Here is a 25814-nt window from a genome sequence, read left to right as displayed (position 1 = left end):
GGAAGCAAATATGTGCCGCTGGGCTGCTTATGCCGGACCGCCGATTTTTATGGAGGATATGATCCTCTCTCCCGCTCACTCATTGATTGAGCAATCCCAACGTGCTTCTGAAGCAAAAACGGCGATTAACGGCGATGGATTTGGTCTGGCCTGGTATGGCGAGCGCAAAACGCCCGGCCTTTACCGCGATATTTTGCCAGCTTGGTCGGACACGAATTTGCATTCCCTTGCCCGCCAAATACGTTCAGGCCTGTTTCTGGCCCATGTACGCGCCTCAACCGGAGGCGGCACAAACCGCGATAACTGCCATCCGTTTACGTATAAAAACTGGAGCTTCATGCACAATGGCCAGATCGGTAATTTTGATGCTCTGCGGCGCAGTTTGGAATTCCGGTTAAGTGATGAAGTTTACGCTCTGCGGCAAGGCAGCACTGATTCTGAATTAATGTTCCTATTGGCCGTCGAGTTCGGGCTGTCTGATGATCCGGTTCAGGCGTTCGAGCGAATGCTGGAATTTGTGATTGCACAAGCCGCAGCGCGGGATTTGGACACAATCATTCGTTTTACCGCGTGTTACAGCGATGGAAATGCGCTGCATGCCATTAGGTTTTCAACGGATAACCATCCGCCAAGTCTTTATTATGCAAGCTGCGCATCCGATCAGAGCATATGTCTGGTATCGGAGCCGTTCGACCATCCTGACAGAAATTGGACTGCGGTGCCGGCAAATTCTCACGTGAGGATTGCCGATGGCAAGCTGCGTGTTGCGCCTTTCTTATCAACAAAAGCCGAAGCTGTAGCCTAAACCTTGGTGGTGACAAGCTGACGGGCAACAAGCGCTGCCAGTTCCTGCGCGACTTGCTTTTTGCTCATTTCGGGCCAGGCATCATTCTTTTTCTTTGTAATCAGCGTCACACGGTTTCTGTCACCGCCCATCACACCGGTATTGCCGCCAATGCCTGTATCAGGCGAAACATCGTTGGCAACGATATAGTCCGCACCTTTTCGTTTAAGCTTCGAGGCACCGTGTTTGATAAGGTCCTGTGTTTCAGCTGCAAAACCGATCACGAGGTGCGGCCTTTTCGTTTTATGATTGCCGATTGAAGCGAGGATGTCAGGATTTTCAGTCAATGCGATGGCATTGATGCCGCCTTTTTCCTTTTTGATTTTCTCATCAGCTTCGCTGGCTGCGCGATAGTCGGCAACAGCCGCCACGAATATCGCGGCATCGGCGGGCAGTAATTGATGAACCGCATCATGCATTTCGCGCGCGGTTTCTACGTCAACGACATTAACGCCATGTGGTCTGGATAAATTGGTTGGTCCGGAAACCAGATAAACATCCGCGCCAAGATCGGCCAAGGCCGAGGCGATGGCATATCCCTGTTTGCCCGATGATCGGTTTGCGATGTAGCGCACCGGATCGATCGGTTCATGTGTCGGACCGGATGTCATAATAATTTTTTTGCCGGCCAAAGGCTTTGGGCGATCATCCAATAATTGCTCAATGGCGCTAACAATTTCCAATGGTTCAGCCATGCGTCCATAGCCGGCTTCACCGCTTTCGGCCATTTCTCCGGCACGTGGTCCGATAAAATGTATTCCGTCATCCTGAAGGGTTTTGCGGTTGCGCCGGGTAGCCGGATGATCCCACATTTTCGGGTTCATGGCCGGCGCGATGAGAACCGGCTTGTCGGTTGCCATCAATACCGTGGAGGCAAGATCATTGGCCAGTCCGTGGGACATTTTCCCCATAAGATCAGCCGTAGCAGGTGCAACGACAATCAGGTCTGCTTCACGTGAAAGACGTATATGACCAACATCATGCTCCGCCTCGCGGTCAAACAATTCAGAAAAGACAATATCGTTGGCAATCGCGCCAACAGATAGTTCTGTAACAAATTCGGTTGCTGCGTTTGTCATTACGGGGCGAACCGACGCGCCGCGTTCGCGCAGGCGGCGTATAAGATCAAGGCATTTATAAGCAGCAATACCGCCGCCTATAATCAGGCATATGCGTTTGCCTGCCAAAGTTTGAGACGAAGGGTCGGAAACTGTCACAGATGCGGCAACAGGTGTTTCGGGTAGGGGCGCTAAAGGGGCGGCCATCTGTGCAAAATAGTGCCTTGCCTCCTCTTCCATAGAGCGCCCGTTATGGGCCGCACGCTTGCGAAGCGCTTCTTTTATTTCAGGGTCGAGATTGCGAATTGTAATGGATGCCATGATTGCAATGAAATCATGAAATTTGAAAATACGCAATCAATGATTGCGTTTTATTCTAAAGTCATTAGCTAAGCGACCATGCGATATAAAGCGACGACAGCGCAATAACCCATAAGGCCCGTCGTCCCCATCGGCTTTCCTTGGCTTCGGCCTTTCCGATCGCCTTGACCGTAGAAGGATCAAGCTTCATCCCGTTCTCAGCCATATCGCCAACTTCACGGGCAAGTTGTTCGGTACGGTTGGCAAGTTCCGGCACCGCTTTCATAAGGCGCAATCCGGCCTTGATGCCATTGCGCGCATCATTGACGACAGCGGCAGGTCCAAGGTTTTGCCGTACCCAATCACCGACAACCGGTTCAGCCGCTTTCCACATATTGAATTGAGGATCGAGCATACGGGCATTACCCTCAACAACAACCATTGTCTTTTGCAATAGCAGCAGTTCAGGGCGGGTTTGCATGTCAAAAATATCTGTCACATCGAACAGTAGGGTGAGAAGGTTGCCCATTGAAATTGTTTCAGCGGGCTGGTCGTGAATAGGTTCGCCGACAGCGCGAATGGCCTGTGCAAACGCTTCTATATCGTGGTGAGGTGGTACATAGCCCGCTTCAAAGTGAACCTCTGCGACACGCCTGTAATCGCGTTGGATAAAGCCATAGAGGATTTCGGCAAGAAACCGCCTCTCCTTCATGCCTATGCGTCCTGCAATGCCCATATCTACGGCAACGATATCGCCTTTGGCGTCCACGAATAAGTTGCCGGGATGCATGTCAGCGTGAAAAAAACCGTCGCGCATCGCATGGCGCAAAAAGCTTTGTATGACATTGACGGCGAGCTTGTTAAGGTCGTGTCCGGCTTGTTTGAGCGCTAATGTATCGCTCATTTTGATGCCGTCCACCCACTCCATTGTCAGCACATTGCGGCCTGTGCGCACCCAATCGACTTTCGGCACGCGAAAATCAGTGTCGTCTTTGGTGTTTTCGGCAATTTCGGAAAGCGCGGCAGCTTCAAGACGCAGGTCCATCTCGATGCGTGTGGACTGTGCAAGCGTTTGTGCAATCGCAGTGGGCCGTAATCTGCGGGTCGCCGGAAAATATTTCTCCTGCAAATTCGCAAACATGAAGAATGTTTCAAGATCCTTTTGGAAGCGCTGGCGAACACCGGGACGAATAATCTTGACCGCGACTTTTTTCTCAGATCCGTCCGGCATGCGTACATAAGCAGGATGCACCTGCGCGATAGATGCCGCTGCGACGGGTTCTTCTATGCGAGTAAAAAATGTATCCCATTTTGCGCCAAGTGAGTCTTCCAGCCGCGCGATGGATTGTGACTTTGGAAATTGCTTCATCTGATCCTGCAAGGTCGCAAGATCGACGGCCATTTCCAAACCGATAATATCGGGCCTCGTTGCCAAAAACTGGCCGAGCTTTGCATAGGACGGGCCAAGCCGCGCGATCGCATTATTCATGCGCTCGACATTGTTCAGGCGTCCGGCGCGTCTTCGCGACATTTTTGTAGCAATCTTATGTGCCGTCAGCGCAGGTCCGCTCAAACCCTCGCGCGGCATTGAGGCAATAACGCCTTCGCGCGCAAAAACCCAGCCAGCTTTGATAAGGCGAAGTCCTGCTAAGATTGATGACACGTCAGAGCTTCCATCCGGAGTGAAGGGCAGCAATACCGCCGGTATAGTTGCGGTACGTTACCCGTTCAAAACCTGCCATTTCAATCATGGCGGCAAAGTCTTTTTGGTTGGGAAACTTGCGGATGGATTCAACCAGATATTGATAAGGCTGCGCGTCACCAGTCACTAATTTGCCGACAGGCGGAATAACCTTGAACGACCAGGTCTCGTAAAACTGTTCAAGCAAGGGCACATCAACTTCAGAAAATTCCAGACACATAAAGCGGCCACCGCGCTTTAGGACACGCCGTGCTTCCCTCAGAGCTTTGTTGATGTCCGGCACATTGCGAATACCGAAAGCAATGGTGTAGGCATCAAATGTATTGTCTTCGAAAGGCAGTTCTTCCGCATTGGCTTCAACAAAATCCAGATTGTCGATCAGGCCGTTTTTGTTGGCGCGTTCGCGTCCGACTTCCAGCATGGAGCCATTGATATCAAGAACGGTTGTGTGGACATTGCGGCCGGAAGCCTCAACGATCTTGAAGGCAATATCGCCGGTGCCGCCTGCCACATCCAGCGACTGCCAGTGGCCGCGTTTTGGCGGGTTAAGCTGTGCCACCATCGCCTGCTTCCACGTACGGTGAATGCCTGCCGACATGAAATCGTTCATAATGTCGTAGCGCTTGGCAACGTGATGGAATACCGCGTCAACCTTTTGCTGCTTGTGACCGTCTTCGACATTGTCAAAGCCGAATGATTGTTTCATGTCTTCGCCGACACTTGTACGCGCTGTGGACATCTGAAAATCCTTGGTTTCGTTTAGCGGCAGCATACCCTATGCCGCAAAAATAGCCGCTTTGCCAAGTTGCCGCATGCAACAATAGTAAATAGGTTGGCAAAAAGAAAAAAGTAGGTGCATCCGATATGGTTCTTAAAGCTGAAATTCATTGCCACTTGGAGGGTGCGGCCAGTCCTGCGCTTGTCGAGGGTCAGGCGAGAAAATACAATGTAGATGTGTCCGGTATAATTTCAGATGGCAAATTTGTCTGGGAAGATTTTACGCAATTTCTAAAATGTTATGATGGCGCAGCAGATCTTTTCCGCTCCAGTGAAGATTACGCCCTGTTGACTGAAAGCTATTTATCCGAACTGGCGGCCGATGATTGCATTTATTCGGAATTGTTCATTTCTACTGACCACGCCCGTGCGATTGGCATATCCGAAAAAGATTATATCGACGGCATTGCCGAAGGCATGCGGCGCGCCAAGGAAGAAACCGGCATTGAAGCCAGAATGATCGCGACGGGCTTGCGCCACGGCGGTCCTGAATCTGTTTTGCGCGCGGCGCAATATGTTGCCGACAACCCGCATCCGCTGATCACGGGCTTTGGTATGGGCGGCGATGAACGTATGCATCACCCCAAAGATTTAGCGCCGGGCTTTGAGGTTGCGCGCGCTGCCGGGTTGGGCATAACGACACATGCCGGTGAACTGGTTGGACCGGAATCGGTACGTGATTCGCTTGATTATATTAAGCCGTCGCGGATTGGTCACGGTGTTCGCGCCATTGAAGATGCTGAACTGGTAAAGCGTTTGGCTGACGAGCAAATTGTTCTTGAGTGCTGCCCGGGCTCCAATATTTCATTAAAAGTATATGGCGGGTTTGATGAGCATCCCTTTATGGCATTGCGTGCTGCGGGGGTGCCGGTAACGCTTAACTCTGACGATCCACCGCATTTTCATACATCGCTAAAACGCGAATATGAGATTGGTGCCAAAGAGTTTGGCTTGAGCGCCGCTGAGTTGACAGAAATCACCCGCACAGCCGTTAAAGCCGCATTTGTCGATGAGGAAACGCGCAAGCAATTGCTGGCAAAACTCGATTAAAGCTTTCACGCTCGTTTTACACGTATTAAGGTCGCTGAAATATCAGGAGAGTTTTTTATGAATGGTGTAACCGTCGTTTCCCACCCTTTGGTTCAGCATAAGCTGACACAAATGCGCAAGCTTGAAACCTCGACGGCTGGTTTTCGAAGGCTGCTAAGGGAAATATCTTTGCTCCTTTGCTATGAAGTGACACGCGAGTTGCCCATGACATCGGAAACGATCAATACACCGATGGTTGAAATGGAAGCGCCGATACTTGACGGAAAAAAGCTTGTTTTTGCATCGGTTCTTCGCGCCGGTAACGGCCTTCTTGACGGTATGCTTGATCTTGTGCCTTCAGCGCGCGTGGCGCATGTCGGGCTTTACCGCGATCATGACACGTTGGAAGCGGTCGAATATTATTTCAAAGCGCCTGAAAGCCTGGACGAACGATTGACAATTGTCGTCGACCCGATGCTGGCCACAGCTAATTCGGCCATTATGGCCGTTGATAAACTGAAAGAACGCGGCGCAAACAATTTGCGCTTTGTGTGCCTGCTTGCCGCGCCGGAGGGCGTTGAGAACTTCACCAAAGCGCATCCTGATGTACCGATTATTACCGCATCAATCGACAGTCATTTAAATGAAAGCGGCTATATTGTGCCGGGTCTGGGCGATGCCGGTGACCGCATGTACGGCACAAAATAGATCGCATTTTAACAAAACATTTTACGTTTCTTTTACGTTGCTGGCTGATTGCTGGCAGCGTTAACAAGACAGCCAGTTTTCTTGCCTATTGTCGGGGTAAGGAGACTTCTGGATGTTGAGACTTTTACTTGCTGCAAGTTTAATTTCTGCTGCTGCTCTGGGCACGGTAGAATATCTGACGCGAGATCAGGACACCGCGAGTGCGCTGACCGCGAAGCGTCAAGACGCAATTCCAGAAACCAAACCCCAAGCGGACAAAAACACAGCGCTTCGCCTTTCCGGTGTTGAAAAAATTGGGCGTGACCAGTCAGGCCATTACCGAACCAATATCCGGCTTAACAATTATAACGTGCAAGGCCTCATCGATACGGGTGCAACGACAATTGCGCTCAATGAAACAATCGCCAGACGCGCAGGTATCCGTCTTCAACCATCCGACTATATTCACGAAGTCATAACAGCCAACGGTCGAGCAAAAGCTGCCCGCGCAATCATAGGGCAAGTTACCGTTGGCTCTATCCGCATCATGAATGTCGAAGCGCTCGTGATGGAAGACAGCTCGCTCAGCACGGTTCTGATCGGTATGAGTTTTATGAACAAGCTGCGTGGTTTTGAGTATAAATCCGGTAATCTTGTCTTGCGGCGTTAGAGCACTCCGCAGAAAAGTTTTTTAGTCGATCAGACCAGCGATAATGGCTCTGGAAGTCGGCGCTTTGGAAGCCAGATTATAAGCGGATAAAATAGCTTCCTGAGCGCGCTCTGCATCCGCCTCGCTTTTTGCGTGAACAGTACAAAGAGCTTCACCTTTTGCAATCTGGTCGCCAATCTTTTTCAGTTTGCTAAAGCCGACAGAATAGTCAATTTCATCGCCTGCAGCGCGCCGCCCGCCGCCCATTTCTACAACGGCAACGCCGATAGCGCGTGTTTTTATATCAGTCACAAACCCGCTTTTCGGCGCAGGAATATCTCTGATGACCGGCGCAGACGGCAGGTGCTTGTCATAATTTTCCATTATGTCGGCAGGGCCGCCCAATCCGTGAACCATCTGTCCAAATATTTCAGCCGGACGGCCGCTTTCCAGCGCAGAACGGACATGGCTTTCAGCTTCCTGCTCATTTTTGGCCAGGCCCGCAATGAGTACCATTTGCGTAACGAGCGCTATCGTGACGGCTTCAAGGCGGGCATCGCGGTGTGTGCCGTTTAGAAATTCGATGGCGTTCCTGACTTCAACCGCATTGCCAACGGCGCTGGCAAGAGGCTCATTCATATCGCTCAAAAGCGCGATTGTTTTCGTTCCAGCGCCATTGCCGACGCGGACCAGACTTTGCGCGAGCTTTCGCGCATCATCCTGTTCACGCATGAAGGCACCATCACCAAATTTGACATCAAGCACCAGCCAGCCAAGACCGGCAGCAAGTTTTTTCGATAAAATTGACGCTGTGATTAAAGATATATTTTCCACCGTCGCGGTTACGTCGCGCACGGCGTAGAACCGTTTATCTGCCGGAGCCAATGCAGTCGACGCGCCAATGATCGCGCAGCCGGTCTGGCGGGTTGTCTCTAAAAATTGTGCGGTTTCAGGCTCGGATTGATAGCCGGGTATTGCGTCCATTTTATCAAGCGTGCCGCCGGTGTGCCCAAGACCGCGTCCTGAAATCATCGGCACATCTAGGCCGCATGCCGAAGCCAGCGGCGCAAGAATAAGCGAGACATTATCGCCTACACCACCGGTCGAATGTTTGTCGGCAATCGGACGTTTGAGACTTGGCCAGCTTAAAACATCACCACTGTCACGCATGGCAAGTGTCAGCGCAACGGTCTCTTCATCGTCCATGCCTTGAAAATATATTGCCATAGCGAAAGCGGCTATATGGGCGTCGCTTGCCGTTTTGTCTTGGATAGCGTCAACAAAGCTTCGAATTTCATCTTCGTTAAGTTTTATCCCGTCGCGCTTTTTGCGGATAATCTCCTGTAGCAAAATTGCCAATTCTAGTAGCCTTCAACCGTGTCAGCACTGCCGCCTTCAAGCGCAGCCAGAACATCACCCAGCACACCGGAAGCTCCAAACCGGAACGTCGCAGCGCTGGCCCAGCCTGCGCCCATGATACGGTCGGCGAGATCAAGATATGCGCCGCAATCCTCAACGGTTTTTATACCGCCGGCCGGTTTGAAACCGCGTGTTTTGTCGCCAAATTCAGCCAGAGCCGAAAGCATGATTTCCGCTGTTTCCAGCGTTGCATTGATTTCGACTTTTCCGGTTGAGGTTTTGATGAAATCGGCCCCTTCTTCCAAGGAAAGCAGCGATGCCTGCTTTATAAGGGTTGGATCAACCAGCTTTCCCGATTCAATAATCACTTTCAGTTTTGCCTGATTATGTGTGACCGCCTGAATAGTGGAAACCATACTGCGAGCAGTGTCACTGTCACCGTTTTTAAACGCCGTATAGGGCAGGACGAGATCAATTTCGTCAGCGCCATCGGCGACGGCTTTTTTCGTTTCATGCATTGTCGCACGCACCTCATCGCCGCCCGACGGAAAATTGACGACAGTCGCAACTTTAACGCCGCTGCCTGATAATAATTCTTTGGATTGCGACACAAAGTCGGGAAAGACACATACTGCGGCGGTATTGCCGAACTTGGTGCGGGCGCGTTCACACAGCTCAATAATTGCATCCGATGTGCAATCGTCATTCAGATTGGTCAGGTCGATCAGACCGAGGGCACGTTCTGCTATTTCTTTTCGGCTACTCATTTACGCAATGTCTCCGATGGCTTTTACCAAGATGGTCTGAAGGCGCTTTCCGCCAATAGGGGCCATCTCTTTGGTTTCTTCATGGCTCAGTTCAGAACCGGTCATACCGGCACCATAATTGGTAATGACAGAACAGGCCGCACATTTTAGGCCGAGAAACCGGCCTAGGATTACTTCAGGCACCGTAGACATACCGACTGCGTCGGCACCCAATGTCCGAGCCATGCGGATTTCGGCAGGCGTTTCAAAGCTCGGGCCGGAAAACCACATATATACGCCCTTATGTAGCGCGATATCTTTTTCGGTCGCCGCGGATTCAAGTGCGCCGCACATTTGCGTGTCATAGGCTGAGGTCATGCCAGTAAATCGATCATCCGTTTCTTCGCCAATAAGCGGGTTGGTACCGGAAAAATTGATATGATCGGTAAGCATCATCACAGAACCGGGCGGCATATCATCGCGCAACGAACCGGCGGAGTTCGTCAGTATGAGATGTTCGACACCCAAGCCTTTAAGAAGCTCAAGCGCGGGGCGCATGGCGTTGGCATTGCCGTGTTCATAATAATGAGCGCGCCCTGATAGAATAAATACAGGCTTGCCGTTTATCGTGCCTGCGACGAGTTCACCGGCATGGCCGGAAACGCCGCTAACAGGAAACCCTTCGAGTTCCTCATACGGAAATCGAATAGGATCTTCGATAGCGTCGACAAGTCCGCCTAGCCCCGACCCAAGCACAAGCGCGATTCGCGGTGCCAGACCGTCCAGTTTCTCAATGATTGTGTCAATTGTGGTTTTCAAGCGCCACCTGTTCTAGTTTGCTTTTATTAAAGCGTCGGATTCAAATCCGTGCGGCAAAAGATCGGCCATCGTTATGGTTTCAACTATGCCGTCCATCGTGCACAAATGTACTTTCGCATCCGATGGGGCAAATTCAGCCAAGCGCTGGCGGCATCCGCCGCAAGGTGTGCAGATGTCTTTTTTCTCGGCAATAACGCAAATATCGGTTATTTCGCCGCCGCCCGCCATCACATAATGAGAGATCGCAGTTGTTTCGGCGCACCAGCCTTCGGGAAAAGAGATAACTTCAATATTCGCACCTGAATAAATTTTGCCGTCTTTTGTCAAAATGGCCGCACCAACCGGAAAGTCCGAATATTTTGCATGCGCCTTTTCCATAGCGGTTTTAGCTGCCTGAAAAAGCCTATCCAGTTCTGCCATTTTAGCGTTCCTTCACATAAGGCTGTCCGCCGGCTTTTGGCGGTATCGCCTTGCCGATGAAACCGGCCAGCAGAATAACCGTCAAAATATACGGAAGTGCCTGCATAAACTGCGGCGGAATTTCAAACAGCCCCGGAATTTTGATGCCTGAGAAACGGATTGCCAGAGCATCAAGGAAACCGAAAAGAAGACACGCATACATGGCATTGATGGGACGCCATTTTGCAAAGATCAGTGCCGCAAGTGCGATAAAGCCCTTGCCAGCGGTCATGTCTTTTACAAAGCCGGCATTCTGGGCGACCGATAAATACGCACCGGCCAAACCGCAAAGAAAACCGCAAAAAATGACAGCGCGGTAACGCAGCCAGACGACTGAAATTCCTGCAGTGTCCACGGCACCTGGATTTTCACCAACAGCGCGCAGACGCAGGCCAAACCGTGTTCTAAACAAAATCCACCACGTTAATGGCACCGCTAAAAAGGCGACATATACAAGAATTGAATGGCCTGATAAAAGCTCTGAATAGATCTGTCCGATGATCGGCACATCGCTTAGTGCATCAGCAAATGGCAAGGTGATTGATTCAAAGCGGCTCCCGTCCGAGGCAAGCGCCGGTGTTCTGCCACCTTGCTTAAACCATGCCTGACCAAGAATAATCGTTGAACCGGCGGCAATAAAGTTGATCGCAACACCTGACACGATCTGGTTGCCGCGGTGTGTGATAGAGGCAAAACCATGAACCAGTGATAGCGCAATAGATATCAAAACAGCCGCACCAAGACCAATCCACGCGGAACCGTAAACGGAGGCGGCGGCAGCACCGGCAAACGCACCAGCCAGCATTTTGCCTTCAAGGCCAATATCGAAAACACCGGAGCGTTCAGAATAAAGACCGGCAAGGCAGGCCAGCAGCAACGGCACTGATAACCGCACGGTTGAATCAAATACCAGGATGATTGTGTTAAACGTGTCCATCAGTGGCTCTCCCCCGTTGTGGCTGGTGCTGCTTTAAGGGAGCTGTCAGCGACACGTCCGAAAAACATTGAAATATAAGGGCGGAACATATGTTCGAGGGCACCTGCAAAAAGAATGACGAGGCCCTGAATAATGACAATCATGTCGCGGGTGATCGCCGGCATTTCAAACGACATTTCAGCGCCGCCTTGATAAAGCATTCCAAATAAAATGGCGGCGGGAATGATCCCGGCCGGGTGTGAGCGGCCCATAAGCGCAACGGCAATGCCGACAAATCCGGCACCGGTTACAAAATCAAGCTGCAATCGCTCTTGCGCGCCCATAACAGGGTTCAGAGCCATCATGCCGGCAAGTCCGCCTGAAATCATCATTGTGATCACAATGATTTTGGTCGTGTTGATGCCTGCATATTGTGCCGCTTTCGGGCTGTGGCCCATCGTGCGGATTTCATAGCCCAGACGTGTGCGCCAGATCAGAACCCAGACAAGGAACGATGTCACCAGAGCGAGAAGGAAAATGATATTGAGAGGTGCACGGCGGATTGTATAGCCAAAGGCTTCGATCATCCAATCCAGTCGTGGAAGCGATGCGCCTTCTGCAAATGGACGCGTTTCAACAGCCATTTGACCCGCAGGCTTTAAAACATCGACAAGAAGAAAGACCATCAAGGACGCGGCAATAAAGTTGAACATGATTGTGGTAATAACAACGTGGCTGCCGCGTTTGGCCTGAAGCAAAGCCGGAATAAGCGCCCACAGACCGCCAAAAGCTGCCGCGCAAAGCGTGGCGATTGGCAGGTTTATCCACCACGGAAAGATACTGTCAAAGGCAAGGCAGCCAACAGCAACACCCAAGCCGCCAATATAGGCTTGGCCCTCGCCGCCAATATTAAAGAGACCGCAGTGAAACGCGACGGCGACCGCAAGCCCCGTGAATATAAAGTTGGTTGCATAGTAAAGCGTATAGCCTATGCCATCGCCCGAACCGAAAGCACCGTCGATCATTAAAACTGCCGCACGTAGCGGGTTTTCTCCAACAGCTAGAACAACCAGTCCTGCGACCAGAAATGCAACACTCAGGTTAACAAGCGGAATAAGTCCATAGTTCACCCAACGTGGTAATTGTGAATAAGGCTGTGCCATGGGTTTACTCCGCCGCTGCCATTTTGTCGTTTGTAACACCGGCCATTAAGAGACCAAGTTCGCCTTCGGTTGCTTCCGGTCCGCACTCTCCCACGACATTGCCATCGAACATGACGATGATGCGGTCAGCCAGCGAACGAATTTCATCCAGCTCAACCGATACCAGCAAAACAGCTTTGCCTGCATCACGCATTTCAATGATGCGTTTGTGAATGAACTCGATGGCACCTACGTCAACGCCGCGTGTCGGCTGACCGACGATCAAAACCGCAGGGTCGGTTTCCATTTCGCGCGCAAGGACAATCTTTTGTTGGTTGCCGCCGGAAAAGTTTGCCGTTTTCAGGCGGCAATTTGCAGGACGGATATCATATTTTTCAATTTTCTCACGCGCGTCATCGCGAATTGCTTCGATGTTTAGCATGGGGCCGGACAAATATTGCTCATTGTCATGATAGCCCAGAATTGAGTTCTCGGATTCTTCAAATGCCAGAACAAGGCCCATATGGTGACGGTCTTCAGGAACATGAGCCAAGCCGCGCTTGCGCAACATTGCTGGATCGGCCTGTCCGGTAACGTCAATGGGTTCGCCGTCCAGCAAAACGCGTCCTTCTTTTGCGGCCCTAATACCTGCAATAGCTTCAATAAGCTGGCTTTGCCCGTTGCCTGCCACGCCGGCAATGCCGACAATTTCACCGGCGCGCACGTCAAGGGATACATTTTTGACCATATCAATGCCGCGCGAATCCCGAACGGTGAGATTTTGAACAGACAGCTTGATTTCGCCTGGGTTCGGTTCACCTTTTTCTACGCGAAGCAGCACACGGCGCCCGACCATAAGTTCGGCCAGTTCTTCAACCGAAGTTTGCGCTGTTTCGCGGGTCGCAACGATCGTGCCCTGACGCATGACAGACACTTCGTCGGTCACAGCCATGATTTCACGCAGCTTATGCGTGATCAGAACAATCGTTTTTCCCTGTGCTTTTAATTGTTCAAGAATACGGAACAGATGGTCTGCCTCTGAAGGCGTTAACACACCGGTTGGCTCATCGAGAATAAGAATTTCGGCACCGCGATAAAGTGCTTTTAGAATCTCAACACGCTGCTGGATGCCAACGGGCAGTTCTTCAATAATGGCATCGGGGTCAACATTAAGCTCATATTCTTTTTCCAAGCGGATAAGCTCTGAACGCGCTTTGGATATGCTGCCTGACAGAAGCTGAGAATCTTCAGCGCCGAGAATGATGTTTTCAAGAACTGTAAAATTTTCGACCAACATGAAGTGCTGGTGAACCATACCGATACCAAGTGCTATGGCGTCATTGGATGAATTGATCTTTGTGTTTTTGCCATTAATGCTGATCTCGCCGGAATCTGCTTGGTAGAAACCATAAAGGATCGACATGAGCGTGGATTTGCCCGCACCGTTTTCGCCGATAATGCCGTGAATAGTTCCCTGCTTAATCTGCAGGTTGATATCGCGGTTCGCTTTCACCGGCCCGAAACTTTTATTAATCCCGGCCAGTTCGATTGCATATTCTGCCATACAACACACTCAAAATTTGATCAATTGGTCAAAGTTTAACAGGTCTAGCGTGATAATCCAGTCCCGTCTATTAGCTGTAGCTGAACAATTTCGATGATATCAACTTAAAATCGCAAGAGACAGCCCCATTTGGAAAGTGTTATGCTGCTTTCAGAAACATTTACACAAAAGGATTTATGATGGAGCGGCCCGAAACGACGCGACTTGATGATCTGGAAATTCTAGCGGCGCATCAAGCCCAGATGCTTGAGGACTTAAACAGTGTTGTTGTTGATCAGGGCAAAATCATCGCTGATTTGCGGCGGCGCGTTGAAGCACTGACAGCCCGTATCGTTGAGTTTGAAGCAGATGCCAATGTTTCAGCACCAACACAAAAGCCGCCGCACTGGTAATCAGGATGGCGGTGTCGCAAAGGTCATGTTGGCCCACAACGTCTCCCATACGGCATCTTTTTCTTCTGCCAGTTCTTTGGCGGGTTGGCGGATTACAACAGCATCAAGCTGGTAAACATAACCCGGTTTTACATCAATGGAGGCAATGCCTTTATCATTGGTGGTTGTCGTGAAAACCTCTGCGGCCTCTTCGCTGTTGGCCTTTTTTTCGTAAATTTCCACCTGCGCATTTTTGCGCGGTTTTCCCTGATAAAGCACTTTGACATCAAACCCGTCATCAAGATCATCGGTGTAGGGGTTTTTAAGGGCAACGATCTCTGTTTCCAGTCCATAAGCTTTATCAGCGCCTTTCGCGTTGCCAACGCCAACAAGGCTTTTGGCATAGCGTGAATAAACTTCTCTAAATTTGTCTTTGGGAAATTCTAATTCCTCATGTCTTGAAAGTGCATTCTCAAGCGCTTTATGTTCAACAAATGATGCGAATTTTTCAAATTCCGTATAGGTCACAATCATATTGTTTGACTGATATACAAGAATATTTAATCCTTCGCCTAATGCATTAATATCAACAGCAGGGCGGTTGCCAAGCCGCCCCTCTACGGGTTTAACTTGACCAGCAAGGGCAACATCAAAGCGTTGAAAACTGTCCGGAAAAAAGGAGTAGGTGCTGCCCTGAAAGTTTTGCCCCACCTTAAGGTCACTGACGATTTTTTCATTAATAGCAATTTCATAATCAGCGCCTTCCAGCCACAATTCATGCGAATAAGCCGGCGTGCTGATCAAACAGGCAACAGAAATATAAATTCTAAGGCGGTTAATCCACATGCTCCGAAACCTTTGTAATTCCATGGCTATCAGTTTGAATGTGTCTTGGCTCAAGTCAAGCTTAACAATGGTCATGCTGTTGTTTGTTGCAATGCTGACGGCAGCGCAGGCCCATGAGACACGACCCGCTATTGGTGATCTGGTCATTGATAACAACGAAATAACGTTGAATCTTGACGTTAATTTGGAAGCGTTTGTGGCCGGCGTGGATTTGAGCGATGTTGAAGACACAAACTTGTCCGATCAGGCCGCTGAATATGACAATTTGCGCGCATTACCGCCCGGTGAACTGGAACAGCAATTCCGAACATTCTGGCCGCAGATGCAGACCGGTTTCAAGATCATGGCGGGTGAAACAAAGATAGTGCCTGAGCTTGCCGAAGTGGAAGTGACGGATGAGGCAAATGTCGAACTGCTGCGAGATTCCAAGCTCACATTACGGGCCGAATTACCTGACGATAATACACCGGTAACTGTAGGCTGGGATCAAAAGTTTGGCCAGTTGGTTTTGCGCCAACAAGATGCTGGTCCGGATGCTTATACCGCGTTTCTACGCAACGGTGAGGTCTCCGCTGCAATCCCGCGTTCAGGGACCGTTGACGAGAGTACCTGGTCGGTATTCAAGCGTTATGTGGTTGCCGGCTTTGAGCACATCCTGCCGTTGGGTCTAGACCATATTCTTTTCGTATTGGGGCTGTTCTTCCTATCTCCAAAGCTCAAGCCATTGCTGCTTCAGGTAACGACATTCACTTTGGCGCACACTTTGACTCTGGCGCTGGGTATTCTGGGCATTATTAATATTGCGCCAGAAATTGTGGAGCCGTTGATTGCTGCTTCAATCGTCTATGTTGCGGTCGAAAATATTATTTCCAGTGAAATGAAACCTTGGCGCCTCATTATTGTGCTGCTGTTTGGTTTGCTGCACGGGCTGGGCTTTGCCTCTGTACTGGGCGAGTTCGGCTTGGATGGAAGCCGTTTTGTCACGAGCCTGATCGGATTTAATATCGGCGTGGAACTGGGACAATTGACAGTGATCGCTCTGGCTTACCTTGCTGTCGGATTATGGTTCAGTTATCGGCCGTTTTACCGGACTTATATTTCAAATCCAGCATCGGTCATCATCGGCTTGATTGGCGCCTACTGGTTCATTGAGCGCGTTTTTCTATAAATCTGGCCGTTAAAGTTGGAACCAAAACAGGGCTGCCTCGTTGTTCGGACAAGTAAGATCAACAACGAATTTTGGAGGCCCAAATGGCAGCGGCATCAAAAACAAGCGCGGCAAGCCGCGCTAAAGAAGTGATAAATGGTGCAAACAACGCCAATAATGTTGAAGCTCAACTTGAAGCGTTGAAAGAAGATGTAGGTAGATTGGCACAAGCGCTTACAGAAGCTGGCAGTGACCGGGTGAAAGAAGTTAAAGCAAACGCGCTTCAAAAGTCTGAATACGCATCCGAAACCGCCCAGCAGACGATTGATCGTTTGCGCAAAGAAATGGAAGCGCTTGACCGCAAAGTTTCTGATCAGGTTCGCGAAAAGCCGTATCAGGCCCTTGGCATTGCCGCGGGTGTCGGTGTTTTGGCAGCGCTGATTTTGCGCAGATAATACCATGAACGCCTTTTTGCCCCTATTGTTTACTGCCGTTAAATCCGATGTGGCGACAACGGTGAAGCGAACAAAACGTCAGGCTTTACTGTACGCATTGCTTGGCTTGTTCGCGCTAACGACTTATGTGCTGGCGATTATATCTGCGATCATTTACGCCGCCGATCATTATGGCGCGCTTGAAGCAGTTGTGGCAGCGGCCTTGATCGCAGCGGCGACAAGCTTGCTCGTTCTCGCCATTATTGCGGTCCTGAGTTACCGGGATAAAAGGCTTCGACGCGGAATGATCCACAATACAGCAGCGGTTGCGCAGATGGGCGCGAGTTCTGTGTCATCTGCGGCCGGTCCAATGGATCTTAAAAAGCTACTTATGGTTGCCGCTGCAGCATTTGCGGCAACCAAATTATCTCAATCGCGTAAGTAAAATCGCACCAAATTTTGTTTGCAAAGCATTCTGCACAAACAGTCAGGAAAGGATTTATCATGCCTAGAACCGTAGAAACAGAAGTTGAAGCACGGCAAGGCAGAAAGGGCATGCCGGTACTGAAAGTACTGCTTATCGCCATTGGTCTGGCTCTTGCTGTCTGGTTTGGCGTCGAGTTGATCTTCAGCGATTCCCAAACTGGGGGAATGGTTCCGAATGAAAATGTTCAAAGCGAAACGCAATCTAATTAAATTAAGGAGTTTCAATTATGGCTAAAGTGACAGCTTTAAAACCAGAAACCAAGGAAGTTAAGCCGAAAATCGGCCTTGATGAAAGCTATTTAGAAAAAGCTTCTGAGGGTCTTTCTGATGTTCTTGCATCGACTTACAAGCTGATGATCAAAACGCAGGTTTATCATTGGAACGTTGTTGGCCCTTTGTTTGGCCCCATCCATGAGCTGACTGAAGATCAGTATAACGCGCTGTTTGAAGCTGCCGATGTCATCGCCGAGCGTGTGCGTGCATTAGGTCATATTGCGCCAGTAAACTTTGGTGACATGAAAAATTTCGCGCCGACTGGTCATAGCGTTGATAATTCAAGTGCACATGACATGGTCGCTGATCTGATCAAGGACCATGAAGCCGCGTCCCGTCAAATTCGTGAGCTAGGCGAAAAAGCAGGCGATGCCGGCGATCTGGTAACCGAAGATATGCTGACAGAACGTCTGACTTTCCACGAGAAGGCACTCTGGATGCTCAAGTCTATCATTTCAGACTGATTTTATTCTTCATGAATAACAAAACGCACCGCCTTTTCAGGCGGTGCGTTTTTATATGATATGATTATGCAGGTAACTGGGGCTGGCTTAAATAAAGGGGCGGCGCTTCTCTTCTGTTTCTTCCCATCCGGCGATTTCTGCCAATTGGTTTTCGTCAATCACGCGACAACCGCCATCGCCCCAAGCGATCAGCTTCCGATCTTTCAGCTTTTTTAGCGTTTTGTTTGTATGGACAATCGACAGACCAAGCGTATCGGCAACATGTTGTTGTGTGATGGGGATGACATTGTGCTTGGATGTCAAAATACCCGAAAGACGTCCGCGCCGGTTCAAGAAAGCCAATAAATATGCCGCGCGTTCATAGGCAGAGCGGCGGCCAATCGAAAGCAGGTGTTCGTCGAGTATACGCTCCTCCCGGGCGGCGATCCATGTGATGTCAAATGCAAGGTCAGGGTGGTTCGAAAAAAGCTCATTAACTCTGTCGCGTTCGAACACACATAATGTCAGCGGACTGAGCGCTTCCACTGAATGCTGCATTTCGCCGGTTATACTGCCTTGTAACCCCAACAAATCGCCTGGCACGGCATAGTTTAATATCTGCCTTCGGCCGTCTTCCATTATTTTATATCTGAACGCCCAGCCGGACAGTAAAGTATAAAGATGCGCGTTATGAGCTCCATCAACAATGATGGTCGCGCCGGTCTCCGTGATAAGTTCGCCGGTCTTAAATCCTTCGACATAATCCTGTTCGTCGTCATCAAAACGGCGGAAATGATCCAGTTTACCTAACGGGCAATGAGCACAATCTGTGCGACCTGCGCCTGCGGTGTTGGGCTGCCCGTCTTTCATGTAATTTCCTTTAATTATGGCAAGGCAGGAACATAAATAATGTTGCTGTATATGTCTTTTTTAAATGACAGTCTCTGCAAGTCCTGCGAATGGCATTATTTTCGGAGCGGAAAATGTCAACTGTTTCTGGTCAGGTTATAGCAATAATAGAGCGCGAATACCTTATCGCAATTGATGTAGAGCGCATTATTACTGAGAATTTTACCTGTAAAACCCATGTAATTATGCCCGATGAGGCTCTTGAAAAACTTCCGAAAACCGGCTGCGATATCTTGATTCTCGATGCAGACATGCCTGCCGAAATTATCAGTAGCTTTGATGAAATCGTCGCAGCTTCTAACCCTTCAATTGTATTGATGACTGTTAGCGATACTGACCCGAAAACCTATTTTCAACTCCCTTTTCATGCCGCACTTGCCAAACCGTTTACCGACGAGCAAGTAGTCGAAAAACTGACGCCTTTACTGGCTTAAGCGGCATGAATCCAGAATTCGCGTGAAATATCAATATCGTTAGGAAAGAAAGACTTACCTGGAATAGGCGCGTGAACCGATTGATGCTGCGTTTGCGTCCATCACATAATCTGACGCACCTTTGACATCCAGAATTTCCGTCAGTCGTATGCGGGCTCGGCTGACACGGCTTTTTATGGTCCCGACCGCGCAATCACAAATTTCTGCGGCTTCTTCATATGAAAAGCCTGAGGCGCCGATCAAAACGATCGCTTCACGTTGGTCTTCAGGCAGTTGATCGAGAGCTTTTTTAAAATCTTGCATGTCCAGAGCGCTATCCTGTCCGGGATGCACCGCAAGGCTGTCTGTAAATGTGCCTTCGGTATCTTGTACCTCACGGCCTTTCTTGCGCATCTGGCTGTAGAATTCATTGCGCAGAATTGTGAAAAGCCAAGCCTTCATATTGGTTCCCATTTGGAAACTCTTGTTTTTGGCCCAAGCTTTTAAAACAGTGTCCTGCACAAGGTCATCTGCTTTGTCGGATGCGCCGGTCAGCGAATAGGCAAAAGCGCGCAGGCTGGGCAGGCTGCCCAGCAATTCTTTTTTGAATCCCGGGTCCAAATCTTGTTCCGCAGCGCTCATTGATGGCCGTCCTTTGAATGTTTACTCTCAGCGGCATCAAGCTGTTCCAGCAGGTCAAGAAACCTATCCGGAATCGTTTGATCTTCTACTGATTTGTAAAGAGCCTGAAGCTTGTTTGAAATTTGATTGGTGACCTCACTGGCGGCATTGTTGCTGTTCGCTCTTTCTTGCCCTAGTTTTTTACTTTGTGAATGCGTCATTTAACTCTCGGTAATTAATCTAGCCATCTTAAACGCGCTAACAAAAATAAAGTTCCATTCACTTGGAACTTTTTTTGTTATGCCCCATTTATCTTACGATGAAGATCTTCAAAGGAATACTAGGAATGACATTATCTACGCGTATTGCAGGGCATTTACCACTTCTGCGCCGGTATGCACGTGCCGTAACTGGCTCACAGACATCGGGCGATGCTTACGTTGCCGCAACGCTTGAAGCTCTTATTGCGGATGTGGGCGCGTTTCCGACTGCTACAAGCGATCGCGTCGCTCTTTTTAAAATGTTTGCAGGTATTTTCGCATCATCGGATGTGAAAATTCCGGAAATGAATTCACCATTCGCATGGGAAAAGAATGCCGCCAGAAATTTATCAAATGTCGGTACTGCGGCGCGCCAGGCTTTTCTTCTAGCATCATTGGAAAATTTCACCGTTGACGAAATCGGTGAAATTCTGGATCGCGAAAAGAATGAGGTCGGAGACCTGCTTGATGAAGCATCTTCTCAGATCGCAGATCAGGTAGCGACCGAAATTATGATCATCGAAGACGAGCCGTTGATCGCAATGGATATCGAAGCGATGGTTGAAGATTTGGGTCATAGCGTATCAGGCATTGCACGGACCCATTCGGAAGCTGTGGAGCTTTTCAACCGCTCGAGCCCTAAAATGGTGCTTGCGGATATTCAACTGGCAGACGGTAGTTCGGGCATTGATGCTGTGAATGATATTTTGAAAACGGCAGATATTCCTGTCATCTTCATTACTGCTTTCCCCGAAAAACTATTGACTGGCGAGCGGCCGGAGCCTGCTTTCCTCGTCACCAAACCGTTCGATCCACAGATGGTCAAAGCGCTGATCAGTCAGGCACTTTTCTTCAATGAAGCGGAAAGCGAAGCTGCCTAAGTTGGAACACATTGCGTCATTGAGCGTTGAGTTCTCAAGAATAAGTTAGGAGAAAACAATGTTACATTACGCACTTCTGTTTCTCGTTGTTGCACTTGTCGCAGGCCTTTTAGGCTTTAGCGGAATTGCAGGAGCGTCAGTGGGAATCGCACAAATTCTATTTTATGCATTTTTGGTTTTTCTGTTGCTGTCAGCAGTCTTGTCGCTGGTGCGTAGATAGTTTTGAGTATTAAAAAAAAGTGGTGCCGCTTATGCGGCACCACTTACTGAGTAATTCGGGCAATAAAAGGGCTGGACTGTGAAAAGAAACCTGACGTGGCATCGTAAGGATTACAGGGAAGATCGCTTTCGTGATGGCCTTATCCTTGCACTTGTTCATTCAGGTGTTTGCGTATGTGCGCAGGCTGAAAGCGGAGAATATTTATTCGTTGCCAACATGCATAAATCTTGGCAATTCAATCAGGATACCGACCCTGTTGATACAGAGATATTCGGCGAAGATTTGGGACAAAGGTTGAAGCTTGCCAAAAGGCGGGTCTTGGAAAGCAAAAAGACCGAAGAGTTTGAAATCCATATTGCCAACGACGGTTTTTTTCAGATTGTTATTGATCTTGTCGGCGGCGCCTATGGCGAACCGCTCATATTGACAATGATCAAAGACATTTCCGAAGAGCGCCACCGTGAGCAGGTTCTCAAGAACCTTTTGCGTGAGTTGAGCCACCGGTCAAAAAACCTACTTGCAATCGTTTTGAGCTTGGCCTCCCAAACAGCACGCGGGCAGTCCGATCTTGCGAGTTTCCTAAAAATCTTTCGCGGCCGCATCTTTTCTTTATCTGCGTCGCAGGATTTGGTCACAGATATGAGCTGGTCCGGAGCAGGGTTTCACGATCTGGTTGAAAACCAAGTGAAAAAATATTTCCCGGACGATATTACGAGAGTAAAAGTAAAGGGCGATGACCCTGTTTTGACACCCAATGCGGCAACTCATGTCGGGCTGGCACTTCATGAGCTCATTGTAAATCTGGCAAGCCGTGACGCGCAAAACGGCGGTGCTGTTTCTGCGGTCATCGATTGTTGGGTTTTGCCCAATGAAGAAGGCGTTGATGAAACGCATATTACTTGGCGCGAAAGTGCTAATTCAGGTGCGTTGCAACCTGAATTTACGAATGTGTTTAGCGAGCCCATGTTGCAGCGTATCATACCTGCATCTGTAAGTGGTTCGGCTGAAATTGATATGGATGGCGATACCGTCAGCTATTCGCTGGTATTCCCGTCTGCTGAAAACCGCTTTAATTAATTTATTGAAGCGCCGACACTTCAAAGGCACGTGGACGAGCTTGCTTGCCCCCACATAAGTAGTTGTAAAAGCTGGATTTGACGTTAAATATCTTCGCGTTCATGGAGATATAATGCGTAACCGCCTTCCGACAATTTTATTTTCAGTGACGATGTTATTGGGCATGATTGCCGCCTATGCAGTGTTCAACTCTACACGACAGGCGGAACGTTCAAGTTTTGATATTGTTGCTGACGACATCATTGATAATCTGGAAGAAGGTGTAAAGCAGCATATTGCGCTTCTGACTGCGACCCGGGCTTTGGTCAATACGATTGATTTCGATGCAAGAGGGGCAGGGTTTAAAGAGTTTATTGCCGATTTAGGTTTGGCTGACAATTATAGAGGCATCCAAGGCATAGGCTTAGCTCCATTACTGGAAATCAACGGTGACGTTGATGCGGAAGCCGAGCTTGAAAAAAAGTACGGGTTAACTCGGGCAATCTACCCTGAAACAGATCAGGAGTTTCGCACTCCTATTCTTTTGCTTGAGCCAAACGATGAGCGTAATGAAAAAGCGCTGGGCTATGACATGTTTTCAGACATCTCTCGCCGTGATGCTATGATAGCCGCCGCGCGTGACCGACGTCCGAGCGCTTCTGCACCGGTTCGTCTGGTCCAAGAGCTTGATACTGAGACCCAGCATGGCTTTTTGATTTATGCACCCATAGCGCAGAAGAATATAGAGGCAGTCCAGCTTGATGACGGCTCAAAGCCGATTACCGGATTTGTCTATGCTGCATTTCGCATAGGCGATCTTCACAGTGCTGCTTTGTCTCGCACCTTATCGTCAGCCTTGGGACTGTATGTGCAAACGAAAGATAAAACTGACAATACAGAAACGGTTGTTTTTCAAACCAATAATTATGAGGATTATGCGGATAAAAACGGACTGCGGTCGGTCAAATCGATTAATATTGCGGGCCGTGTTTGGGAGGTGGAGGTACTAAAGCCTGCCAGCGGTTCTCTCGATAATAGCCTGCTATATGCGCTTTTAACCGGCCTTATGTCATTCTTGTTTGCTGGTGCCTTGGCCTCATCCTCCAAACTTCAGCTAAATTCGCTGCGTACGTCTGAAGAGTTGCGCATCTATTCGGAAAAAGCCGCGCAAGATAAGGATCTGATGCTTCAGGAGATGAAGCATCGCATCAAAAATTCGATTGCGCGCATCAATTCTATCGCGCGGCAAACAGCACGTAGTTCGGAAGATCTGCCGGAGTTTATCAAGTCTTTTTCCGAACGCCTTCAAGCAATGGCAACCGCGCAAGATGTTTTGGCGCGCTCTAAATGGCAACGTGCCAGCTTTGGTGATCTTTTGAGAAGTGAGCTTGAGCAGGTTTTCGGTAAAAATGCAACGGAAGTAAAACTAAGCGGACCTGAAATCTCTTTGGATGAAAAATACAGTCAGGCCTTTGGCTTGGTGCTGCATGAGCTGGCAACCAACTCGCTGAAATATGGTGGCATGGCAGATATCAAAAATGACATGCAAATTACTTGGAAAATAAAAAAACTACCCAAGCGTAAGCGTGGTTTATCGATAGTATGGCGGGAGTACTTCGACGGGGAAAAGCAGGAAACAGCCAGTACCGGTGGCGGGTTTGGAACGAAGCTCATCAATGCGAATATCGTTGGAGAATTAGGCGGTTCTTTTGACCGTAGTTTTGACGAGAAGGGCATGGTCGTAAAAATTGACGTGCCGCTTAGCCGCTGACCTGTAATAACATGGCCCATTTGGGAACCATTTAGCACGCCTGACATTGTCATGGATGGGAGGTTGAAGCCATTGAGTTTGAACGCTGACGATCTCTTTGAAAAAAGAGCCGCAAACGCGATAGAAAAGAACTTACAAACTGCAGCAAACCTCTCGGTTGTGGTTGGCGGCTTGCTCGGCTGCCTTGTCGCTTTGTATTTAGGCAAAACAATCATTGCTCCAATCGCGCTTGCCATTGTCATCGGGATCATGTTTGGCCCGATTGCCGATAAGATTGAGAAGAATAAAATTCCTCCCTCAGTATCTGCAATGCTTGTCGTTGCTTTATTTGCCGGATTGATCGCTGCAAGTTTTGCGGCTTTCGCCGTGCCATTGTCGAGCTGGATAGATCGGGTACCAAGAATTTGGAATCAATTTCAAATAAGTTTGGCTGACTGGAAGGGCATGTTTGATACTGTCGGCTCGTTTCAGCAGGAATTACAGAAGATTGCTGGCGGCGAAGCAACGGCGATGAAAGTGGAAGTCGATGAAGGTGGCCCGCTGGAAGATGCGGCTTTTTTGGCACCGGTAATTTTGGGGCAGGTCGCTATATTTTTGGCAAGCTTCTACTTTTTCGTGGCCACAAGACATGAACTGCGCCTACTCATTCTAAGGTTATGTGTCCGCCGTAAAACACGTTGGCATTTGGCCCGTGTTTTCAAGGATGTCGAAGACAGCGTATCAGGATATCTAATCTCAATTACATACATAAATCTGGGGCTAGGATTGAGCGTATCGCTGCTTTTCTGGCTTCTGGGTGTTCCTTCGCCCCTGTTATGGGGAATGCTGGCGGGCGTATTGAACTATGTTGTCTATATCGGCCCTGCGATCATGAGCATAATCCTGATCGGTGTGGGCTTGGCAACACATACGGAAACATTGGCAATCTTAACGCCGGCAGCTGTTTTCCTATGCTGTAATTTCCTCGAAGCACAGTTTGTTACCCCTACAGTTATCGGCAGAAGGATGACAATGAACCCGTTTTTCGTTTTCTTGAGCTTGGTGTTCTGGATTTGGCTTTGGGGGCCGATCGGCGGATTTATCGCTATTCCGTCCTTGCTTATAATAAATGTTATCTATTTGCATATGTTTGCCGCACCGGAACGCAGGCGGGGTGTTGCCAAGCTCTAGCTTCGGAAAACCGGCCGCTGATTGAAATTTCAAAAAAATTTGAAATGGCTGGAACCAATATTGAATCCATGCGTTACGATTTTGAAAACACACCCTCAGTTTTCGCCCAGCGACCTAAACCCCTTCCCCATCTTCTGGTCGTGATTAAAGGAGAGAGCATCTCGGTGCTCTCTCCTTTCGTGTATAATGTCTTCAAATTTATGAAGTAGACGCTTCAAGGTGCCATATGCGCTGCTTAGTTGATTTCTGCGACAGCAAAGAACGTGTCCGACAAATCCGGATATGCATATGACATTTGTCCGGATATGCATATAACATTTGAAATATTGTTAAGTTTTTTCGCCCGTCAAGGCCGTCAAGTTATTGAAAGTGAGAATTAATTTTCGCGTCATCACGACTTATTTTATTCATGATGTCGTGTTATAAGGTCATCTTGTTTTTCGAATGTGGGTCCAGAGTTAT

General features: G+C 49.1%; 30 protein-coding genes. 16 read left to right on the top strand and 14 right to left on the bottom strand.

The genetic code is table 11. The features are described from left to right. Window positions 1–10: 10 nt before the first annotated feature. Window positions 11–805 carry a class II glutamine amidotransferase gene (locus SU32_RS04575; protein WP_053998171.1) on the top strand — a complete coding sequence of 265 codons (795 nt, stop codon included), beginning with the start codon at window positions 11–13 and terminating at the stop codon, window positions 803–805. On the opposite strand, the gene coaBC is transcribed toward SU32_RS04575, so the two are convergent. The 3 genes from coaBC to ubiE form a co-directional block, all read right to left on the bottom strand. After that, window positions 802–2223 (bottom strand): bifunctional phosphopantothenoylcysteine decarboxylase/phosphopantothenate--cysteine ligase CoaBC, encoded by a 1422-nt coding sequence (gene coaBC / locus SU32_RS04570; protein ID WP_053998310.1) that lies wholly within the window; start codon window positions 2221–2223, stop codon window positions 802–804. The genes SU32_RS04575 and coaBC overlap by 4 nt on opposite strands. A gap of 64 nt (window positions 2224–2287) precedes the next feature. Next, the gene (gene ubiB / locus SU32_RS04565; RefSeq protein WP_053998170.1) at window positions 2288–3865 is read right to left on the bottom strand and encodes a 2-polyprenylphenol 6-hydroxylase; all 1578 of its coding nucleotides are present in this window, start codon (window positions 3863–3865) and stop codon (window positions 2288–2290) included. A 1-nt stretch (window position 3866) separates the two neighbouring features. After that, window positions 3867–4643 carry a bifunctional demethylmenaquinone methyltransferase/2-methoxy-6-polyprenyl-1,4-benzoquinol methylase UbiE gene (ubiE, locus tag SU32_RS04560; RefSeq protein WP_053998309.1) on the bottom strand — a complete coding sequence of 259 codons (777 nt, stop codon included), beginning with the start codon at window positions 4641–4643 and terminating at the stop codon, window positions 3867–3869. Window positions 4644–4768: 125 nt separating this feature from the next. On the opposite strand from ubiE, the gene SU32_RS04555 reads away from it, so the two are divergent. From SU32_RS04555 to SU32_RS04545, 3 genes are all read left to right on the top strand, one after another. Continuing rightward, window positions 4769–5731, top strand: coding sequence for an adenosine deaminase (locus SU32_RS04555; RefSeq protein ID WP_053998169.1), 963 nt, complete (start codon window positions 4769–4771; stop codon window positions 5729–5731). 57 nt (window positions 5732–5788) lie between these two features. After that, window positions 5789–6418: a uracil phosphoribosyltransferase gene (upp, locus tag SU32_RS04550; protein ID WP_053998168.1), complete on the top strand. Its 630-nt coding sequence runs from the start codon at window positions 5789–5791 to the stop codon at window positions 6416–6418. Between the two features lie 112 nt (window positions 6419–6530). Continuing rightward, window positions 6531–7067, top strand: a complete 537-nt coding sequence (locus SU32_RS04545) for a TIGR02281 family clan AA aspartic protease (RefSeq protein ID WP_053998167.1) — start codon at window positions 6531–6533, stop codon at window positions 7065–7067. 21 nt (window positions 7068–7088) lie between these two features. On the opposite strand, the gene deoA is transcribed toward SU32_RS04545, so the two are convergent. Genes deoA through SU32_RS04510 form a run of 7 tightly spaced genes read right to left on the bottom strand, consistent with a single transcriptional unit; the run spans window position 7089 to window position 14051 of the window. Further along, complete coding sequence (gene deoA, locus SU32_RS04540; RefSeq protein ID WP_053998308.1) at window positions 7089–8399, bottom strand: thymidine phosphorylase; 1311 nt, start codon at window positions 8397–8399, stop codon at window positions 7089–7091. 8 nt (window positions 8400–8407) lie between these two features. Next, a complete protein-coding gene (gene deoC / locus SU32_RS04535) occupies window positions 8408–9172 on the bottom strand; it encodes a deoxyribose-phosphate aldolase (protein ID WP_053998166.1) in 765 nt (254 codons plus the stop codon). Further along, window positions 9173–9970 (bottom strand): purine-nucleoside phosphorylase, encoded by a 798-nt coding sequence (locus tag SU32_RS04530; RefSeq protein WP_053998165.1) that lies wholly within the window; start codon window positions 9968–9970, stop codon window positions 9173–9175. A gap of 12 nt (window positions 9971–9982) precedes the next feature. Then, on the bottom strand, window positions 9983–10390 hold the full coding sequence (gene cdd, locus SU32_RS04525) for a cytidine deaminase (protein ID WP_053998164.1): 408 nt from the start codon (window positions 10388–10390) through the stop codon (window positions 9983–9985). Between the two features lies 1 nt (window position 10391). Beyond that, entirely contained in the window at window positions 10392–11366 is a 975-nt protein-coding gene (locus SU32_RS04520) for an ABC transporter permease (RefSeq protein ID WP_053998163.1), read from the bottom strand. Continuing rightward, the gene (locus tag SU32_RS04515; protein WP_053998162.1) at window positions 11366–12508 is read right to left on the bottom strand and encodes an ABC transporter permease; all 1143 of its coding nucleotides are present in this window, start codon (window positions 12506–12508) and stop codon (window positions 11366–11368) included. The genes SU32_RS04520 and SU32_RS04515 overlap by 1 nt, the downstream gene beginning before the upstream one ends. A 4-nt stretch (window positions 12509–12512) precedes the next feature. Next, entirely contained in the window at window positions 12513–14051 is a 1539-nt protein-coding gene (locus SU32_RS04510) for an ABC transporter ATP-binding protein (RefSeq protein ID WP_053998161.1), read from the bottom strand. 176 nt (window positions 14052–14227) lie between these two features. Between SU32_RS04510 and SU32_RS04505 the strand changes: the two genes are divergently transcribed. Further along, window positions 14228–14443 carry a SlyX family protein gene (locus SU32_RS04505; RefSeq protein WP_053998160.1) on the top strand — a complete coding sequence of 72 codons (216 nt, stop codon included), beginning with the start codon at window positions 14228–14230 and terminating at the stop codon, window positions 14441–14443. Here SU32_RS04505 and SU32_RS04500 read toward each other — a convergent pair whose 3' ends face one another. Continuing rightward, complete coding sequence (locus SU32_RS04500; protein ID WP_053998159.1) at window positions 14444–15268, bottom strand: DUF4198 domain-containing protein; 825 nt, start codon at window positions 15266–15268, stop codon at window positions 14444–14446. Window positions 15269–15290: 22 nt separating this feature from the next. Between SU32_RS04500 and SU32_RS04495 the strand changes: the two genes are divergently transcribed. The 5 genes from SU32_RS04495 (at window position 15291) to SU32_RS04475 (ending at window position 18072) form a co-directional block, all read left to right on the top strand. Beyond that, window positions 15291–16436, top strand: coding sequence for a HupE/UreJ family protein (locus tag SU32_RS04495; protein ID WP_053998158.1), 1146 nt, complete (start codon window positions 15291–15293; stop codon window positions 16434–16436). A gap of 83 nt (window positions 16437–16519) precedes the next feature. Beyond that, complete coding sequence (locus SU32_RS04490) at window positions 16520–16870, top strand: ElaB/YgaM/YqjD family protein (RefSeq protein WP_053998157.1); 351 nt, start codon at window positions 16520–16522, stop codon at window positions 16868–16870. Window positions 16871–16874: 4 nt separating this feature from the next. Further along, window positions 16875–17294, top strand: a complete 420-nt coding sequence (locus SU32_RS04485; protein WP_053998156.1) for a hypothetical protein — start codon at window positions 16875–16877, stop codon at window positions 17292–17294. Between the two features lie 59 nt (window positions 17295–17353). Further along, window positions 17354–17545 carry a hypothetical protein gene (locus tag SU32_RS04480; protein ID WP_053998155.1) on the top strand — a complete coding sequence of 64 codons (192 nt, stop codon included), beginning with the start codon at window positions 17354–17356 and terminating at the stop codon, window positions 17543–17545. A 17-nt stretch (window positions 17546–17562) separates the two neighbouring features. Next, window positions 17563–18072, top strand: coding sequence for a Dps family protein (locus tag SU32_RS04475; RefSeq protein WP_053998154.1), 510 nt, complete (start codon window positions 17563–17565; stop codon window positions 18070–18072). 87 nt (window positions 18073–18159) lie between these two features. Here the strand turns inward: SU32_RS04475 and SU32_RS04470 are convergent, their stop codons facing one another. After that, window positions 18160–18921, bottom strand: coding sequence for a Crp/Fnr family transcriptional regulator (locus SU32_RS04470; protein WP_053998153.1), 762 nt, complete (start codon window positions 18919–18921; stop codon window positions 18160–18162). A 113-nt stretch (window positions 18922–19034) separates the two neighbouring features. On the opposite strand from SU32_RS04470, the gene SU32_RS04465 reads away from it, so the two are divergent. Beyond that, window positions 19035–19394, top strand: coding sequence for an ANTAR domain-containing protein (locus SU32_RS04465; protein ID WP_053998152.1), 360 nt, complete (start codon window positions 19035–19037; stop codon window positions 19392–19394). A gap of 54 nt (window positions 19395–19448) precedes the next feature. Here SU32_RS04465 and SU32_RS04460 read toward each other — a convergent pair whose 3' ends face one another. Both SU32_RS04460 and SU32_RS04455 read right to left on the bottom strand, forming a co-directional pair. Then, window positions 19449–20015: an RNA polymerase sigma factor gene (locus tag SU32_RS04460; RefSeq protein WP_053998151.1), complete on the bottom strand. Its 567-nt coding sequence runs from the start codon at window positions 20013–20015 to the stop codon at window positions 19449–19451. Next, window positions 20012–20215 carry a NepR family anti-sigma factor gene (locus tag SU32_RS04455; RefSeq protein ID WP_053998150.1) on the bottom strand — a complete coding sequence of 68 codons (204 nt, stop codon included), beginning with the start codon at window positions 20213–20215 and terminating at the stop codon, window positions 20012–20014. Before SU32_RS04455 ends, SU32_RS04460 begins: the two co-directional genes overlap by 4 nt. 125 nt (window positions 20216–20340) lie before the next feature. Between SU32_RS04455 and SU32_RS04450 the strand changes: the two genes are divergently transcribed. The 5 genes from SU32_RS04450 to SU32_RS04435 all read left to right on the top strand — a co-directional run bounded on the left by SU32_RS04450 (window position 20341) and on the right by SU32_RS04435 (window position 25352). Further along, complete coding sequence (locus tag SU32_RS04450; RefSeq protein ID WP_053998149.1) at window positions 20341–21135, top strand: response regulator; 795 nt, start codon at window positions 20341–20343, stop codon at window positions 21133–21135. Window positions 21136–21193: 58 nt separating this feature from the next. Further along, the gene (locus SU32_RS17065; RefSeq protein ID WP_082376437.1) at window positions 21194–21355 is read left to right on the top strand and encodes a DUF1328 domain-containing protein; all 162 of its coding nucleotides are present in this window, start codon (window positions 21194–21196) and stop codon (window positions 21353–21355) included. 78 nt (window positions 21356–21433) lie between these two features. Further along, entirely contained in the window at window positions 21434–22432 is a 999-nt protein-coding gene (locus SU32_RS04445) for a sensor histidine kinase (RefSeq protein ID WP_053998148.1), read from the top strand. Between the two features lie 112 nt (window positions 22433–22544). Continuing rightward, window positions 22545–24182 carry a CHASE domain-containing protein gene (locus SU32_RS04440; RefSeq protein WP_053998147.1) on the top strand — a complete coding sequence of 546 codons (1638 nt, stop codon included), beginning with the start codon at window positions 22545–22547 and terminating at the stop codon, window positions 24180–24182. Window positions 24183–24254: 72 nt separating this feature from the next. Continuing rightward, window positions 24255–25352: an AI-2E family transporter gene (locus SU32_RS04435; protein ID WP_245625490.1), complete on the top strand. Its 1098-nt coding sequence runs from the start codon at window positions 24255–24257 to the stop codon at window positions 25350–25352. Window positions 25353–25814 lie beyond the last annotated feature (462 nt).

Source organism: Ahrensia marina, from assembly GCF_001293565.1.
GTDB classification, from domain to species: Bacteria; Pseudomonadota; Alphaproteobacteria; order Rhizobiales; family Rhizobiaceae; genus Ahrensia; species Ahrensia marina.
This window is presented reverse-complemented; position numbering and strand designations above follow the sequence as displayed.